This is a genomic window from Acidovorax sp. GW821-FHT10A04, from assembly GCF_059415825.1.
On the sequence record NZ_JBWKNZ010000012.1, the window covers coordinates 128,199 to 145,051 of the forward strand.

The window sequence follows — 16,853 nt, forward strand, 5'->3', positions numbered from 1 at the left end:
TCATGCATCGTACCAATGGGCCGGGAGAGCCTTGCCAGAGCCATCAATGCGTCCTGTCCACCACCATGTCGGCGAGGGCGGCCAGAGCGCGGGTGTCGGCCAGGCCGCTGCGCGCCAGGGCGGCGTGGGCCTGCACCTGCAGCTCGCGGGCATAGGCCTGCGCGGGTGCCAGGCCGAGCAGGGACACGTAGGTCGGCTTGTCGCTCGCGGCATCCTTGCCGGCGGTCTTGCCCAGCGTGGCGGAATCGGCCACCACGTCGAGGATGTCGTCCACCACCTGGAAGGCCAGGCCCATCACGGCGCCGTAGTCGGACAGGGCTTCGTGCGCCCGCGCGTCCGCCGGGCCACAGGCCACGCCCATCATCACGCTGCCCTGCAGCAGTGCGCCGGTCTTCAGGCGGTGCATGTGGCGCAACTGGTCTTCGGTCAGGGCCAGGCCCACGCTGGCCAGGTCGATGGCCTGGCCGCCGGCCATGCCGGCCGAGCCGGCCGCGCGCGCCAGCAGACGGCACAGGGTGGCCTGCATCGCGGCGGGCACGCTGCCGTCGTCGGGCGTGAGCAGTTCAAAGGCAAAGGCCTGCAGCGCATCGCCGGCCAGGAGGGCCTGGGCCTCGCCGAACTGCACGTGCACCGTGGGCTTGCCCCGGCGCAGCACGTCGTTGTCCATGCACGGCATGTCGTCGTGCACCAGGGAATAGGCATGGATCAGCTCGACGGCACAGGCGGCGCGCAGCGCCGCCCCATCGGACACGGCATGCGCCGAAGCCGCGATGTCGGCACCGCTGCACACCGCCTCCTCGGCCGCCAGCACCAGCAGCGGGCGCAGGCGCTTGCCGCCGTCGAGCACCGCATAGCGCATGGCCTCACCGAGGCCGGCGGGCGCGCCCTCGCCCACCCAGCGGGACAGGGCTTCCTCGACGCGGGAGAGGTGGCGCTGGCTCCAGGAAGCCAGGTCGATGGGGGAATTCACCACGGGCGCCGCGCTCATTCGGGCGTCCAGGCATGCAGGCCGCCTTCGTCCAGCACCTTGATCTGGTCCTGCACGGCGTCCAGGCGCTTGCGGCAGAAGGCCAGCAGCGCGGCGCCACGCTGGTAGCCCGCGAGCATCTGGTCCAGGGGCAACTGGCCCGACTCGATCCGGCCCACAAGTTGCTCCAGCTCTTCCAGCGCCGCTTCATAGCTGGCGGGTTCTGCAGGGGGCGCGGCGGTGGCGGGGGCCTTGGGCATGGGTGGAGGCGGTGGACAAGCACCGCGAATGGAAAAACCGCTGATTTTAGGCCCAGCGCATGGCGCTCCTGCCCACAGGTCCCCGGTTTGGCGGGCGCAGCCGGTCCGGACGGCGACCGCCCGGCCGCAACCACGCCACCAGGGCGCGGGCCGGCCGAACCCCTGCCTGCCCCATCCGGGCGCGGGCCGCAGCCCGCTTGCCAATACACGCAGGGGGGGTGCGGGAATGGGGCGGCGGAATAACCCCATTGGCTATAATCCCATTCTCGTCCAGCCGGCCTATGCGCCGGTTTCTTTTTTTCCTCCAGATGTGCCCCCTGGCACACCTCCCTGTGGGGAGTCTTTAGGTCAGGTCACCCATGTCTGATTTAAGTCTTCAACTGCAGCAGGCCGCAAGCCAACTACCAGTTTCAAGCTACTTTGACCCAGCGCTGTTCCAGCGCGAGCTGGACACCATCTTCCAGCGCGGGCCCCGCTATGTGGGGCACCAATTGGCCGTACCCCATGCGGGCGACTACCACACCCTGCCCCACGAGGCCGAGGGCCGTGCCCTGGTGCGCAATGCCCAGGGCGGGGTGGAGCTCGTCTCCAACGTCTGCCGCCACCGCCAGGCCGTGATGCTCAAGGGCCGCGGCTCGCTGCACACCCAGCAAAAGGGCAGCGCGGGCGGCAACATCGTGTGCCCGCTGCACCGCTGGACCTACAACGCCAAGGGTGAACTGCTGGGTGCGCCGCACTTTGCCGACGACCCTTGCCTGAACCTCAACAACTACCCCCTGCGCGAGTGGAACGGCCTTTTGTTCGAGGACAACGGCTATGACGTAGCCGCCGATCTCGATGCCATGGGCCCGCGCGCCGACCTCGACTTCGAGGGCTACGTGCTCGACCATGTGGAATTGCACGAGTGCAACTACAACTGGAAGACCTTCATCGAGGTCTACCTCGAGGACTACCACGTCGGCCCCTTCCACCCGGGCCTGGGCAGCTTCGTGACCTGCGACGACCTGCGCTGGGAGTTCGGCAAGAACTACTCGGTGCAGACCGTGGGCGTGGCCAACCGCCTGGGCAAGGCCGGCAGCCCCGTGTACGAGCGCTGGCACGAGGCCCTGCTGGCCTACCGCCAGGGCAAGCCGCCCAAGCACGGCGCCATCTGGCTCACGCTGTACCCGCACATCATGGTGGAGTGGTACCCGCACGTGCTCACCGTGTCCACGCTGCACCCCATCAGCCCGACGAAGACGCTGAACATGGTGGAGTTCTACTACCCCGAGGAGATCGCCGCCTTCGAGCGCGAGTTCGTCGAAGCGCAGAAGGCCGCCTACATGGAGACCTGCATCGAGGACGACGAGATCGGCGAGCGCATGGACGCCGGCCGCAAGGCCCTGCTGGCACGCGGCGACAACGAAGTGGGTCCTTACCAGAGCCCGATGGAAGATGGCATGCAGCATTTCCACGAGTGGTACAGGGCTGCGATGGGCGAGGTTGTACCGAAGCGCTGAACAGCGTCGCAAACCTCCCCGAGTCTTCGGGTTCAGCCGGAATGCTCTCATTACAATAGCTGCCAGTGCTTGCGTTCCAAGCACGGCAGCTATTTTCATTTTCGAGTCCTGATTTTCCCATGCAAGCCCTCTGGATGGTGTTGGCCGCGTTCCTCTTTGCGAGCATGGGGGTGTGCGTGAAGATCGCCTCGGCCCATTTCAATGCGGCCGAGTTGGTCTGCTACCGGGGCCTCATCGGCATGGGCATCCTGTGGCTGCTGGCGCGCTCGCAGAAGGTCTCGCTGGGCACCGCCTACCCGGGCATGCATGCCTGGCGCAGCTCGGTGGGCGTGGTCTCGCTGGGGGCCTGGTTTTATGCCATCGCCCACCTGCCTCTGGCCACGGCCATGACCCTGAACTACATGAGCAGCGTGTGGATCGCCGCCTTCCTGGTCGGCGGTACCCTGCTGGCCTGGCGCCCCTCGGCCGCCACGCCGCGCCCGGCACTGCAGGGCACGCTGATCGTCACCGTGCTCACCGGCTTCGTCGGCGTGGTGATGATGCTGCGTCCCAGCCTGGACCAGAACCAGGCCTTCGCCGGCATGATCGGGCTGATGTCGGGCCTGTCGGCCGCGTTTGCCTACATGCAGGTGGTGGCCCTGTCGCGCCTGGGCGAGCCCGAGTCGCGCACGGTGTTCTATTTCGCGCTGGGCTCGGCAGTGGCCGGCGGCGTGGCCCTGCTGTTCACCGGCACCTCGGCGTGGCCGGGCTGGCAGGCCCTGTGGCTGCTGCCCATCGGCATCCTGGCCGCCGGCGGCCAGCTGTGCATGACCAAGGCCTACGCCAGCGCCAAGACCCAGCGCGGCACCCTGGTGGTGGCCAACCTGCAGTATTCGGGCATCGTCTTCGCCGCCATCTACAGCGTGACGCTGTTCGGCGACGTGCTGCCGCCCATCGCCTGGGCCGGCATGGTGCTCATCGTGGGCAGCGGCATCGCGGCCACCGTGCTGCGCGCCCGCGCCGCCCCTGGAACCCCCGCGGAAGAACATTGATACGACTCTGGGCACCAACATTTTCACAATGCAAGGCATCCCTTTCGTCGACTGACCACCCGCTGCCATGACCTACACCACCCTGATCTCCGCTACCGAACTGCAATCGCTGGCCGCCAGCGGCACCCCCCTGATGGTGTTCGACTGCAGCTTCGACCTGACGCAGTCCACCGCCGGTGCGCAGCAATACGCCCAGGCCCATATCCCCGGCGCGGTGTATGCGGACCTGAACGAGAACCTGAGCGCCAAGCACGGCGTGCCCGGCGCATCGGGCGCCGTGGTCACCGCCCAGGAGGCGGACAAGCCCGCATCGGGCGGCCGCCACCCGCTGCCCAGCCGCGAACGCTTTGCGATCTGGCTGTCCAGCGTGGGCTTTGCCAACGGCATGCAGGCCGTGGTGTACGACCGCCAGGGCGCCAACTACTGTGGCCGCCTGTGGTGGATGCTCAAGTGGGCCGGGCACGATGCCGTGGCCGTGCTCGACGGCGGCCTGCAGGCCTGGCAGGCCGCGGGTGGCGCAGTCGCCAGCGGTGAAGAGCCCGCGCACTTCCAGTCCAACTTCGAACTCAAGGAACCCCTGCGCCGCCTGGCCACGGCCAGCGACGTGCTGGCCCACCTGCAGCAGCCCGGCCAGACGGTGGTGGATGCGCGCGCCGCCCCGCGCTACCGCGGCGAGGTGGAGCCGCTGGACCCGGTGGCCGGCCACATTCCCGGCGCCCTGAACCGCCCCTTCGTGGACAACATCGGCCCCGACGGCCAATTCAAGCCCGCCGCCGTGCTGCGCGCCGAGTTCGACACCCTGCTGCAGGGGCGCGATCCGGCCAGCGTGGTGCACCAGTGCGGCAGCGGCGTGAGCGCCCTGCCCAATCTGATCGCCATGGAGGTCGCCGGGCTCGGGAAAACCGCGCTTTTTGCCGGCAGCTGGAGCGAATGGGTGAGCGATTCTTCGCGCCCGGTGGAACGCGGCTGAGCCGGTTGCTGGCGGCCTGACCGCCTTGCGGCAGCAGGCCGTGGCGCTCTGTGGGGTAGTACCGGACCTTCGGTGTCTGTAAGGCAAATTCCTACACGAACTACCCCTGAACCAGACACGCTGCACAGAGCAACGCCGACTTAATTTTTGATTGGCCTGGTTTCACAATCCATTTCACCGGATCACGCAAAACATGCAAACAGCATGGCAAGGCGAAGCCCCGGAACTGGAACAAAGGAACCACCGCCATGACCAACGAACAACTGCTCGCCGAGATCCGCGAAGCCAACCTGACCTACCTGATGCTGGCGCAGAACCTGATTCGCCACGACAAGGCAGAAGCAGTGTTCCGCCTGGGCATGAACGAAGACGCTGCCGATATTCTGGCATCGCTGTCGGCCGCCCAAGTGCTGAAACTGGCCTCCAGAAACACGCTTCTTTGCAGCTTCCGCGTGGACGACAACCTGGTCTGGAGCTTGCTGACCAACCACACGGCCAAGAAGGTGGGCAACGAAGCCACCAACACCCTGCACGCCAACATCCTGATGGCCAGCCGCGTGTCGGAAGTGCTCTGAGCACCGAGCCTCCCTGCAGCCCGCCCCGCTTGTTCACCGCCTCCTTCGAAAGCCTGCCATGACCACGACTGCCGCCGCCAAAGCCCCAGCCAAGAGCGTACTCAACGAATCCAAGCAGATCGAACGCGCCGCGATGCTGATCGGCATGGGGGCCCGCATGCAGGTGCTGGAGTCGGAAACCACGCTGTCGTATGAACGCCTGATCCGCCTGTACAAGGAGATCGCCGGCAAGTCGCCATCCAAGGGCCAACTGCCCTTCTCGACCGACTGGTTCCTGACCTGGCAGGAAAACATCCACAGCTCGCTGTTCCTGAACATCTACGAATACCTGTCCAAGGGCGTGGACCTGGACTCGGTGGAACTGCTGACCAAGGCCTACCGCCTGTACAACGAGCAGGTCACCACCGCCGAGATCGAACCCCTGCTGTCCTTCACCCGCGCCTGGCGCCTGGTGAAGTTCGTGGACGCCGGCATGCTCACCCGCACCCAGTGCGCCGACTGCAAGGGCCACTTCGTGACCGAGCTCTACGAAAACCGCCACTACACCTGCGGCCTGTGCAACCCGCCCGCCCGCGCCGGCAAGAGCAAGAACGCTGGCGCCCTGATGTTGCACTGACCCGCTGCCCGGCGATGCCGGGCCGCCCACAAATACCAAAGCCCCGCCGGCCGTGCCGTGCGGGGCTTTTTGCTGGAGGAAGGTTTCCTGGCGCGCGATCTACCGCGCGGCCAGCAGCGAACGCACGTTCTCGTCGACGGGCATCGCATAGTCGTGCGCCGCCACCACGGTGTTGCCCACCGGGTTCACGATCTTGAGGCTGATGAACAGCGTGGTGGTCGAGACGGCGTAGGTGCCCACCACCACGGCCTGCGCATCGTGCGCGCGGCTCACCTCGCGCACCTCGCGCGAGAGCAGCAACTCGCCGGTGCCGCGCTGCATGGCCACGTTCTCGCGCAGCTTGAGCTCGGTCACGCGCAGGCCGCGCTGCACCAGGCGCGAGCCGATCTGCTCGGAAAAGATGCGCCCCAGGCGCGAGGACTCGTTCAGGCGGTCCACATTCACCAGCGTGGCCACCAGCACGGCGTGCTGCGGGTCCAGCGGCACCTGCAGCAGCAGCGCATCCGCTGCGCGGTGGTTGCGCTCGATGGTCGTGGGGGTGATCAGGTCCATGAGCCCGCCACCACTGCCACCGGCCTTGTCGCCGTAGTAGTAGGAGGCGCAGCCCGACAGGGCCAGCACCGGCAGCAGCGCCCCGGCGGCGCGCAACAGGCTGCGCCGCATCATGGCGCCACCACCATCATCGGCGGGCTCACCACCTGCCAGGTCTTGACCGGGGTCGGCGGTGGCGGCGGGGGCGGCGGAGGTGGCGGCTGCTGCACTTGGTAGAGCACGGCGTCGTCCTGTTCGATGTAGTACACGTCGGAGGTGCGCGCCAGGTAGCGGTCGCCGCTTTCCAGCGAGGTCGTGATGAGCACCTCGGTGCGCGTCGGGCCGCCCGCGGCGGGGCCGTCGGTGGTGTACTGCGCGGCATCGGCCAGGGCCCCGATCGCGGTCATCCCGGCGACGATGGAGGTGGCGCTGGGAGCCCGGTGGACCCAGTCGCGCGCCACGCCCACGCCCAGGGCCAGCCGGGTCAGGGGCATGGGCAGGCTGTTGGAGACGCGGCCCGGGTGCTGCACCAGCTGGGTCTCGAACGCCAGGGTCACGGCCGAGGGCTGGTTGGTGAGCACCACGCCGCGGTCCAGCAGGCGGGTGATCAGCAGCTTGCGAAAGCCGTTGTTGAAGCTCGTGTCGCCCGAGGCGGACACGTAGATCGGGTGCTCGCCCGCCGGCCAGTTGCGGATCTTGTCGGAGATGCGTGTGGCCACGTCGTCGGCCAGCACGTCCCAGTGGTGCACGGCACGTGCCTTCTTCTGGTTCGATGCCGGGTAGTTGTCGGCCCGCGGCACGTCGAGCGACGAGCAGCCCGCGGCCAGCAGCGAGGCCACGGCCAGCAGCGGCACGACCACACGGTGCACGACGGGCCGGGCGCGGGCATTGCCCTGCGTGGGTGCGGCCATGCCGGACTGCACGGCGGGCAGTCGTCGTTCGGAGGGGCCCTGCGGCAGGCCGCCAGGCAATGGTTCAACTTGCATGCAGCCATGCTAGCGGCCCGGCGCCACCCCCATCGCGCGAATAGCGAGGCAATTGCGTTGCATTTGCGCGGCAGGCGCCTGCCGGCTGTTGCGTTGGCGCGGGCACCTACACAACATTTGCTCACAGTGCATGACAATCCCCCGCATGACCGCCGCGCCCGCCCCCGCAAGCCCCCCTGTCCCATCCCCCGACCTGCCGCCGCCGGAGCCACCGGTGGCCGCCGCGAGCGCGGTGACGGAGCCCGGCGAGCTGCAGGCCCCGGCCGCGACGCCGCAACCGGAACCCGACCGCGACCCTGCCGCAGCCGACCCCGCCAGCGCATCCACCCCGGCGCCCCCCCCGCCCCCCGCCCCGCTGATGCTGCAGATGCCGGTGGACGTGCGCAACCTGTCCCTGGCGCTGCTGGCCCTGTTTGCCAGCGTGGCGCTGCTGCACTGGGCCAGCGCGGTCTTCATCCCCCTGATGCTCAGCCTCTTGCTGACCACGGCATTGCGCCCTGCCGTCAACGTGCTGCGCCGCTGGCACATTCCCCGCCCGCTGGGCGCCGCCGTGCTGCTGGTCGCGCTGGTGGGCGGCCTGGCCAGCACGGCCTGGTCGCTGAGCGACGGGGCCGTGCAGCTCGTCGACTCGCTGCCCGTGGCCGCCAAGAAGGTGCGCGACAACCTGCGCGCGCGCGCCGGCATGCCCAGCACGCTGGACACCATGCAGAAGGCCGCCGCCCAGATCGAGCAGGCCGCCGCCGAGAACAGCACCGCCGCCCCGGCCCGGCGCGGCGTGCAGCGCGTGGTGGTGGAGCGCCCGCCCTTCAACATCCGCGACTACCTGTGGAGCGGCACCATGGGCCTGGTGTCGGCCCTGGGCCAGCTCACGGTGGTGGTGTTCCTGACCTACTTCGCCCTGGCCTCGGGCAACCTGTTCCGCCAGAAGCTGGTGCGCATCGCGGGCAGCAGCCTGGAGCGGCGCAACATCACCATGCAGGTGCTCGACGACATCACCGGCCAGATCCAGCGCTACCTGCTGGTGCAGGTGTTCACCAGCATCCTGGTGGGCGTGGCCACGGGTTTCGCCTACTGGGCACTGGGCCTGGAGAACGCCGCCGTCTGGGGCGTGGTGGCCGGCGTGCTCAACCTGGCGCCCTACATCGGCTCGGCGCTCACGGCCGGCGCCTCGGCGCTGGTGGCCTTTTTGCAGTTCGGCACCATCGACATGGCCCTGGCCATCGGCGGCGCCTCGCTGGTCATCCACACCCTCATCGGCAACCTGCTCACGCCCTGGCTCACCAGCCGCACCAGCAGCATGAGCCCCGTGGCCGTGTTCGTCAGCGTACTCGCCTGGGGCTGGCTCTGGGGGCTGTGGGGCCTGCTGCTGGGCATTCCGGTCATGATGGCCGTGAAGGCGGTCTGCGACCGCGTGGAAGACCTGAAAGCGGTGGGCGAGCTCCTGGGGGATTGAGGCCGGCGGCGCACGGCAAGGTGTGCCGTCACGCCACCGGGGTCGCCACACCTGCCGCGCAGCGCTGCACAAAGGCCGGCAGGTCGGCGGCGCCCATCGCACGGCCGTAGTACCAGCCCTGCACCTGCAGGTCCATGCCGCCGGGCAGCGCCTGCAATTGCGCGGGCGTCTCCACCCCTTCCACCACGATGCCGACCTCCAGGCTCTGGCAGAAGTGCAGCAGGCCCTGCAGCAGGCGCGCACCCCGCGGCTCGGCGCTGGCGACCACGAAGCTGCGGTCGATCTTGATCGTGTCCACCGCAAAGGCGTGCAGGTAGCTGAGCGACGAGTACCCGGTGCCGAAGTCGTCGATGGCCACCTGGGCGCCCACGGCGTGGATGCGGGTGATGGCGTCGCGCATCTGGCCCACGTCCGCGGCCAGCGCATCCTCGGTGATCTCGACGCTGATGCAGCCGGCCGCGGGCGCGATCAACTCCACCAGCCGCCGGCAATGCTCGGCCGACATGAGCGTGGGCCCCGTGACGTTGATCGAGATGGGCAGCACGAAGCCCGCATTGCGCCAGTGCCGGTACTGCTGCAGGGCGGCACCGGCCACCCACAGGTCGACATCCTTCATGAGCCCGGCCTCGGTCAACCACGCCAGGAAAGCCCCGGGGGACTGCGTGCGCCCCTGGGCATCGCGGGCCCTGAGCAGTGCCTCGCAGCCCACGCATTCGCCGGTGCGCGGCGACACCTGGGGCTGGTACTCCAGGAAGAATTCGTACTCGCCCATGCGCCGCACCTGGGCCAGCAGTTCCTCGCGCCCCGCCTGCCGCTGCTGCGCCAGCACCACCGGGTCGCTGGCATACAGGCGGCCCTGCTCCTGCAGGCGCGAGAAGGTGGTGTCCAGCCCCGGCAGGTGCACCGTGGTGGCGTTGTGGCGCTCCAGTGCCCGCACTGCCGGCGCATAGATGCAGGCCCCCAGCAGCACCAGCGCCAGCTGCAGCGCAACAGCGGGCCACGCGCCCTGGGTGCTGGCATAGGCGTTGAAGAGCACCGGGGCATTCAACGGCATGGCCATGGTGGCCACCGGCACCCAGCCCGCCTGCACGGCCGCGAGCGCCAGGCAGGCATTGACGGCCGGCACCAGGATGAACGGCAGCAGCAGGCGCGGGTTGAGTATCAGTGGAATGCCGAACAGCAGCAGCTCGTTCACGTTCAGCAGGGCCATGGGCAGGCTGGCCAGGGCCAGCAGGCGCAGACCGGGGCCGCGCGCGCGCCACAGCACGGCCATCACCAGCGACAGGGTGCCCCCCGCCCCGCCGATGAAGGCAAAGGCCCCCAGCAGTCCGGCGTTGAGCAGGTAGTGTGGCGGCTGGTCCGCCAGCACCTCGATGGCATTCCACCCCACGGCCAGCTCCAGCACCTGGAACAGCGGCTGCAGCGCATGGTAGCCATGGATGCCGAAGAACCACAGCAGAGAATTCATGCCCGTGATCGCCACGGCATTCAGGTAGGGCCGGTCCGGGTCCACCACGTCCAGGGGCAGGCTCCAGTGCGCCAGGCCCTGCCATTGCTGCAGCAGGGTCAGCACCCCGACCAGCAGCCCCGCCGTCAGCACCCCGGGAAGCACCATGTTCATGGCGTCTTCCACGTTGTCGCTGACCAGGGAGCCGCGCGACAGCTGCAGCCAGCGCACCCGCATCAGCCGGGCCATGATGGGCACGTTGACGATGGGCGAGGCGATGGCGATGAACAGCACCAGCGTGGCGGCGGCGCGCGGCTGCCCGCGCAGCAGGTAGGCCGCCAGCGCCACGTAGACAAAGCACAGGAAGGCCACGGGCAGGCGCGGCAGGCTGTGGCGTATGGCCAGCATGTAGCCGATGGACGCGGCGATCAGCAGGGGCAGGATGCGGCTGATCTCGGCATGCAGGCCGGCCAGCAGGTCGGTGGTCTCGGTGGGCAGGCCCAGCATGCGCGTGAGCACCGACGAGACGAGGAACACCGCCGACACCATGAGGCAGGGCAGCACCCAGAGCAGCCCCTCGCGGATGGCGCGCATGGAATCCGCGCGTGCAACGGCCTGCAGCCGCAGCGACAGCCGCAGCTTCAGGGCAGCCATATCAATGCCCACACCATGCCCTCCCTGCCGCGCACTGCGGTCAGGCCCATGCTAGCAGGCGGGCACCAGGATGGCAAAGTGGCTGAACCCGCTCAGCCCGACCAGCTCAGCCCGTGTTGCGCAGGCCGGCGGCGATCCCGTTGATCGAGATGTGGATACCGGTCTGCACGCGCTCGTCGCCCTGGCCCGCGCGCCAGCGGCGCACCAGCTCGACCTGCAGGTGGTGCAGCGGGTCGATGTAGGGAAAGCGGTGCTTGATGGAACGCGCCAGCGCGGCGTTGTGCGTCAGGCGCTGCTTGTCGCCGGTGATGCGCGTGAGCGCCTCGGCCGTGCGCTGCCACTCGCCCTCGATGGCGGTGAACACCTTCTTGCGCAGGCGCGCGTCGGTCACCAGCTCGCTGTAGCGCGAGGCCAGGGCCAGGTCGCTCTTGGCCAGCACCATGTCCATGTTGGACAGCAGCGTGCGAAAGAACGGCCACTGGCGGTACATCTTCTGCAGCAGCGCCAGCTGCGCCTTGGGGTCCTTGCCCTCGGCATTGACGAAGGCATCTACGGCTGCGCCGAAGCCGAACCAGCCCGGCAGCGTGAGGCGGCACTGCCCCCAGCTGAAGCCCCAGGGGATGGCGCGCAGGTCCTCGATCTTCTGGCTGGCCTTGCGCGATGCGGGGCGCGAGCCGATGTTGAGCTCGGCGATCTCGCGGATCGGCGTGGAGTTGAAGAAGTACTCGGTGAAGCCCGGGGTCTCGTAGACCAGCGCGCGGTAGGCCGCCATGCTGGCCAGCGAGAGCTGCGCGGCGGCCTCCAGGAAGGCCTTGGTGGCCGGCTTGGTGGGCTGCAGCAGCGTGGCCTCGAGCGTGGCGGCGACCAGGGTCTCGAGGTTGCGCCGGCCGATCTCGGGGTTGGCGTACTTGGAGGCGATGACCTCGCCCTGCTCCGTCAGGCGGATCTGGCCGCGCACGGTGCCGGGCGGCTGGGCCAGGATGGCCTGGTAGCTCGGGCCGCCGCCGCGGCCCACGGTGCCGCCACGGCCATGGAACATGCGCAGCTGGATGCCGTGGTTGGTGGCCAGTTCGTCGAACAGCTCCACCAGCGCGATCTCGGCGCGGTACAGCTCCCAGTTGCTGGTGAAGATGCCGCCGTCCTTGTTGCTGTCGGAGTAGCCGAGCATGATGTCCTGCTCGCTACCGCTCCTGTGCACCAGGCCTGCCACGCCGGGCAGGGCATAGAACTCGCGCATGATGGGCGCAGCGTTGCGCAGGTCTTCGATGGTCTCGAACAGCGGCACCACGATCAGGTCGTTGCGTGCGTCGCCGTCCAGCGTGCCGCGCATCAGCCCGACTTCCTTTTGCAGCAGCAGCACTTCGAGCAAATCGCTCACCGTCTCGGTGTGGCTGATGATGTAGTGCCGGATGGCCTCGTGCCCATAGCGCTGGCGCATGGCCAGCGCCGCCTCGAAGATGGCCAGCTCGCCGCGGGCATGGTCCGAATAGCTGGCACCCACCACGCGCAGCGGGCGCGCATCGTTGAGCAGGCGCAGCAGCAGGGCGCGCTTGTCTGTCTCGGCCAGGGTGGAATATGCGGTCTCGATGCGGGCCGTGGCCAGCAGCTCGGCCACCACCTCCTCGTGCTTGTCGGAGCTCTGGCGCAGGTCCACCGTGGCCAGGTGGAAGCCGAAGACCTGCACGGCGCGGATCAGCGGGTGCAGGCGCTCGGCGGCCAATGCCTCGCCATGGTGCGACCGGAGCGATGCCTCGATCACGCGCAGGTCGGCCAGGAAAGCCTCGGCGCTCACATAGGGGTTCTGCGGCGCCACCGCGTGGCGCGCCGCCTCGCCGCCGGTCAGCTCCTTGAGCGACGCGGCCAGGCGCGCATAGACGCCGGTCAGAGCGCGACGGTAGGGCTCGTCCTGGCGGTGCTCGTTGGTGTCGGGCGAGCGCGCGGCCAGGGCCTCCATTTCGGCCGAGACCTGCACCAGCCGCGCCGACAGCGACAGCTCGCCACCCAGGTAGTGCACCTCGGTCAGGTAGTGGCGCAGCGCCACCTCGGCCTGGCGGCCCAGGGCGTACTGCAGGGTCTGCGCGGTCACGTTGGGGTTGCCGTCGCGGTCGCCGCCGATCCACTGGCCCATGCGCAGGAAGCTGTGCACGGGGTACTGGCCGAGCTCGCTCTCCAGGTCGGCATAGATCTTGGGGATCTCGCGCAGGAAGGTGGCTTCGTAGTACGACAGGGCGTTCTCGATCTCGTCGGCCACGGTGAGCTTGCTGTAGCGCAAGAGGCGCGTCTGCCACAGCTGGGCCACGCGGGCGCGCAGTTGCGCTTCGTTGGCAGCCAGCTCGCGCGGGGTGAGCGCGTCCTTGGCGGTGTTGTACAGCTGGGCGCGCACCTGGATGTCGTCGCGCGCAGCCAGCAGCTGGGCGATGTCGCGCTCGGCATCGAGGATGCTCTTGCGCTGCACCTCGGTCGGGTGGGCCGTGAGCACCGGCGCCACATAGCTGCCGGCCAGGGTCTGCGAGATGGTCTTGGGCGCGATGCCGGCCCAGCGCAGGCGCGACAGGGCAACCTCGATGCTGCCCTCCTGCGTGTCGCCCGCACGCTCGTGCACGGCGCGGCGGCGGATGTGGTGGCGGTCCTCGGCCAGGTTGGCCAGGTGGCTGAAGTAGGTGAAGGCGCGGATCACGCTCACCGTCTGGTCGCCCGACAGGGACTTGAGCAGCTTCTTGAGCGCGCGGTCGGCCTCCTGGTCGGCATCGCGGCGGAAGGCCACGGAGAGCTTGCGCACCTGCTCCACCAGCTCGTAGGCGGCCACACCCTCCTGGTCCCGGATCACGTCCCCCAGAATGCGGCCAAGCAGGCGGATGTCGTCAATCAGGGGCTGGTCCTTGTCGGATCGTTTCATGCGAGGGTCTCCGGGAATGGGGGGCGGCGGCCTGCAGGCATCACCCTGCTAGTGCGGGCGCATGCTAGCATCGCCCGCCCCTGAATGATTACAAACAGGTTACGAATCTTGAGCTCCGCCGCGCGCCCCCTGCCCCATCCCATCATCATCGCCACGCGCGAAAGCCGCCTGGCCCTGTGGCAGGCCGAGCACGTGCAGGCCCTGCTGCAGGCCCGCGGCCACACCGTGGAGCTGCTGGGCATGACCACCAAGGGCGACCAGATCCTGGACCGGTCGCTGTCCAAGGTGGGCGGCAAGGGCCTGTTCGTCAAGGAGCTCGAAGTGGCGCTCGAAGAGGGCCGCGCCCACATCGCCGTGCACTCGCTCAAGGACGTGCCCATGGAGCTGCCCGAGGGCTTTGCCCTGGCCTGCGTGATGGAGCGCGAGGACCCGCGCGATGCCTTTGTCTCCCCTCGCTACGCCTCCCTGGACGAACTGCCGCAGGGCGCCGTGGTCGGCACCTCCAGCCTGCGCCGCCAGGTGCTGCTGCAGGCGCTGCGGCCCGACCTGAAGATCGAGCCGCTGCGCGGCAACCTGGACACGCGCCTGCGCAAGCTCGACGAAGGCCAGTACGACGGCATCGTGCTCGCGGCCGCCGGCCTCAAGCGCCTGGGATTGGAATCACGCATCCGCCTGGCTTTCGAGCCCACCACCATGCTGCCCGCGGCCGGCCAGGGCGCCCTGGGCATCGAGGTGCGTAGCGAGCGGCAGGACCTCATCGCCGCGCTGGCGCCGCTGGCCCACCAGGCCACCTGGCTCACCGTGGCCGCCGAGCGCGCCGTGAGCCGCGCCATGGGCGGCAGCTGCTCCATGCCCCTGGCGGCGCATGGCACCCTGGGCGCCAACGGCACGCTGCAGCTCGACGCGGCCTGGGGCGACCCCGAAGACGCCCACGCACCCTTGGTGCGCGCCCAGGCCAGTGCATCCGTGGCCACCCTGGCCCAGGCCGAGGCCCTGGGCGACGAGATCGCCCGGCGCCTGCGCGCGGGTGGTGCACGGGGCGTGGACCCCGCCTCCACCGCTGGCTGACATGCCCTCCACAGCGCCCCGGGTGATCGTCACGCGCCCCGAGCGCGAGGCGGCACAGTGGGTGGCAGAGCTCACCGCGCGCGGATGGGCCGCCACGGCCCTGCCGCTGATCGCCATCGGCCCCTGTACCGACCCCTCGGCCCAGCAGGCTATGGCCGCTGCGCTCCAGCGCCTTGCCCAGGCGCCCGGCTACCGCGCACTGATGTTCGTGAGCAGCAATGCAGCGCTGCATTTCCTGCATGGCGCCCCGCCCCTGCCGGCCGGCACCCGCGCCTGGGCCCCCGGCCCGGGCACGGCGCGCGCATTGGAGCAGTTGGGCCTACCGCCCGCGGCCATCGATGGCCCCGCTGCCGATGCCCCGCAGTTCGACTCCGAATCGCTCTGGCAGCAGGTGGGCGCCCAGGTGCGGTCTGGCGACCGCGTGCTCATCGTGCGCGGCCGCTCGGCCGGGGTGCATGAGTCGTCCGAGGGTTCGGGCCGCGACTGGCTGGCGCGCCAGGTGCAGGCCGCGGGCGGCCAGGTGGACTGGGCCGTGGCCTACGAGCGCGCAGCCCCCCGGTTCACCCCTGACCAGGCAGCGCTGGCAGAGGCCGCCCTCCAGGACGGCTCGCTGTGGCTGCTGAGCAGCTCCGAGGCCGTGGCCCACCTGGCCGAGGCCCTGCCCGGCCGGTCCTTTGCACCGGCACGGGCCCTGGCCACGCACCCGCGCATCGCCCAGACCGCGCGCGCCATGGGCTTTGGCCATGTAAGGGAGTGTCGTCCGGCGCTGGAAGACGTGGTGGCCTCGATAGAATCGGCCCCATGAGTTCCGCGCCCCCCCACGACCTGCCCACTGCAGCCCCCTCCACCCCCGCCGCAGCCGCTGCGCAACCGCCTGCGGTGGTGGTGCGCGGCAGCAGCCTGCCCACCCTGCTGGCGGGCGTGCTGGCCGTGGCGGCCGTGGCCAGCAGCGGGCTGCTGTGGCAAAAGCTGAGCGTGATCCAGGAGCAGCTGGCGCGCCAGTCAGCCGACTCGGGCGCCCTGGCGATCGAGGCGCGCACCATGGCCCGCCAGGCCGAAGAGCTGGTGCGCGAGACCGCCGCCCGCCTCTCCGTGGCCGAAGCCCGCGTGAGCGAAGTGGCCCTGCAGCGCAGCCAGCTCGAGGAATTGATGCAGAGCCTGTCGCGCTCGCGCGACGAAAACCTGGTGGTGGACATCGAATCCGCCATCCGCCTGGCGCAGCAGCAGGCCCAGCTCACGGGCAGCCTGGACCCGCTGCTGGCAGCGCTCAAGACCGCCGACCAACGCATCGAGCGCGCCGCCCAGCCACGCCTGGCGCCCGTGCAGCGCGCCATCGGCCGGGACATCGAGCGCATCAACCGGGCCCAGGTGACCGACACCGCCGGCCTGCTGGCGCGCCTGGACGATCTGGTGCGCCAGGTGGACGAGCTGCCCGTGCTCAACGCCGTGGCCCAGGCCGCAGCCAGCCGGCGCCTGATCGCCTCGGCCCCTGCCGGCGCCGCACCCAGTGCGGACACGCCCTGGTGGCAGGCCACGCTGCAGCGCAGCTGGGAGGTGGTGCGCGACGAGGCCCGCAACCTGGTGCGCGTGAGCCGGGTGGACCAGCCCGAGGCCATCCTGCTGGCCCCCGAGCAGACCTTCTTTCTGCGCGAAAACCTCAAGCTCAAGCTGCTCAATGCGCGCCTGGGTGTGCTGGCGCGGCAGTTCGACTCGGCCCGCGCCGACCTCGCCGCAGCCACCGCCGCCGTCAACAAGTATTTCGACCCGGCCTCGCGCCGCACGCAGACGGCCGCCACGGTGCTGCAGCAGGCACAGGCCGGCATGAAGGCCGCCGAACTGCCGCGCCCGGATGAAGCACTCTCCGCCCTGGCCACGGCCGCGGCGGGGCGCTGAAAGAGGG

The 16,853-nt window shown here is 69.6% G+C and carries 15 protein-coding genes; 9 read left to right on the forward strand and 6 right to left on the reverse strand.

The annotated features are described in order from the left end of the window. Positions 1-43: 43 nt before the first annotated feature. Together AC07PF_RS23385 and xseB are read right to left on the reverse strand one after the other, a co-directional pair. Positions 44-988: a polyprenyl synthetase family protein gene (locus tag AC07PF_RS23385; RefSeq protein WP_007853401.1), complete on the reverse strand. Its 945-nt coding sequence runs from the start codon at positions 986-988 to the stop codon at positions 44-46. Next, complete coding sequence (gene xseB, locus AC07PF_RS23390) at positions 985-1,227, reverse strand: exodeoxyribonuclease VII small subunit (protein WP_007853400.1); 243 nt, start codon at positions 1,225-1,227, stop codon at positions 985-987. Before xseB ends, AC07PF_RS23385 begins: the two co-directional genes overlap by 4 nt. Positions 1,228-1,586: 359 nt before the next feature. Here xseB and AC07PF_RS23395 point away from each other — a divergent pair, with 359 nt between their 5' ends. From AC07PF_RS23395 to flhC, 5 genes are all read left to right on the forward strand, one after another. After that, positions 1,587-2,726 (forward strand): aromatic ring-hydroxylating oxygenase subunit alpha, encoded by a 1,140-nt coding sequence (locus tag AC07PF_RS23395; protein WP_494604977.1) that lies wholly within the window; start codon positions 1,587-1,589, stop codon positions 2,724-2,726. A gap of 119 nt (positions 2,727-2,845) precedes the next feature. Next, a complete protein-coding gene (locus AC07PF_RS23400; protein ID WP_007853396.1) occupies positions 2,846-3,757 on the forward strand; it encodes a DMT family transporter in 912 nt (303 codons plus the stop codon). A 67-nt stretch (positions 3,758-3,824) separates the two neighbouring features. After that, positions 3,825-4,727, forward strand: a complete 903-nt coding sequence (locus tag AC07PF_RS23405) for a sulfurtransferase (RefSeq protein WP_145695297.1) — start codon at positions 3,825-3,827, stop codon at positions 4,725-4,727. 248 nt (positions 4,728-4,975) lie between these two features. Beyond that, positions 4,976-5,302, forward strand: a complete 327-nt coding sequence (gene flhD, locus AC07PF_RS23410; RefSeq protein WP_007853391.1) for a flagellar transcriptional regulator FlhD — start codon at positions 4,976-4,978, stop codon at positions 5,300-5,302. Between the two features lie 58 nt (positions 5,303-5,360). After that, on the forward strand, positions 5,361-5,918 hold the full coding sequence (gene flhC, locus AC07PF_RS23415) for a flagellar transcriptional regulator FlhC (protein WP_007853388.1): 558 nt from the start codon (positions 5,361-5,363) through the stop codon (positions 5,916-5,918). A gap of 99 nt (positions 5,919-6,017) precedes the next feature. Here flhC and AC07PF_RS23420 read toward each other — a convergent pair whose 3' ends face one another. Both AC07PF_RS23420 and AC07PF_RS23425 read right to left on the reverse strand, forming a co-directional pair. Beyond that, positions 6,018-6,584: a FlgO family outer membrane protein gene (locus tag AC07PF_RS23420; RefSeq protein ID WP_494613459.1), complete on the reverse strand. Its 567-nt coding sequence runs from the start codon at positions 6,582-6,584 to the stop codon at positions 6,018-6,020. Further along, the gene (locus AC07PF_RS23425; RefSeq protein WP_007853383.1) at positions 6,581-7,360 is read right to left on the reverse strand and encodes a hypothetical protein; all 780 of its coding nucleotides are present in this window, start codon (positions 7,358-7,360) and stop codon (positions 6,581-6,583) included. Before AC07PF_RS23425 ends, AC07PF_RS23420 begins: the two co-directional genes overlap by 4 nt. Positions 7,361-7,565: 205 nt before the next feature. Here AC07PF_RS23425 and AC07PF_RS23430 point away from each other — a divergent pair, with 205 nt between their 5' ends. Continuing rightward, on the forward strand, positions 7,566-8,888 hold the full coding sequence (locus AC07PF_RS23430) for an AI-2E family transporter (protein ID WP_494613460.1): 1,323 nt from the start codon (positions 7,566-7,568) through the stop codon (positions 8,886-8,888). 28 nt (positions 8,889-8,916) lie between these two features. Here AC07PF_RS23430 and AC07PF_RS23435 read toward each other — a convergent pair whose 3' ends face one another. Both AC07PF_RS23435 and ppc read right to left on the reverse strand, forming a co-directional pair. Next, the gene (locus AC07PF_RS23435) at positions 8,917-10,989 is read right to left on the reverse strand and encodes an EAL domain-containing protein (protein ID WP_494613461.1); all 2,073 of its coding nucleotides are present in this window, start codon (positions 10,987-10,989) and stop codon (positions 8,917-8,919) included. Positions 10,990-11,095: 106 nt separating this feature from the next. After that, a complete protein-coding gene (gene ppc, locus AC07PF_RS23440; RefSeq protein ID WP_007858953.1) occupies positions 11,096-13,885 on the reverse strand; it encodes a phosphoenolpyruvate carboxylase in 2,790 nt (929 codons plus the stop codon). Between the two features lie 84 nt (positions 13,886-13,969). Between ppc and hemC the strand changes: the two genes are divergently transcribed. Genes hemC through AC07PF_RS23455 form a run of 3 tightly spaced genes read left to right on the forward strand, consistent with a single transcriptional unit; the run spans position 13,970 to position 16,846 of the window. Continuing rightward, positions 13,970-14,953 carry a hydroxymethylbilane synthase gene (gene hemC / locus AC07PF_RS23445; RefSeq protein ID WP_494604986.1) on the forward strand — a complete coding sequence of 328 codons (984 nt, stop codon included), beginning with the start codon at positions 13,970-13,972 and terminating at the stop codon, positions 14,951-14,953. A gap of 1 nt (position 14,954) precedes the next feature. Next, on the forward strand, positions 14,955-15,758 hold the full coding sequence (locus tag AC07PF_RS23450; RefSeq protein ID WP_494613462.1) for a uroporphyrinogen-III synthase: 804 nt from the start codon (positions 14,955-14,957) through the stop codon (positions 15,756-15,758). Continuing rightward, positions 15,755-16,846, forward strand: coding sequence for a uroporphyrinogen-III C-methyltransferase (locus AC07PF_RS23455; protein ID WP_494613463.1), 1,092 nt, complete (start codon positions 15,755-15,757; stop codon positions 16,844-16,846). The genes AC07PF_RS23450 and AC07PF_RS23455 overlap by 4 nt, the downstream gene beginning before the upstream one ends. Positions 16,847-16,853 lie beyond the last annotated feature (7 nt).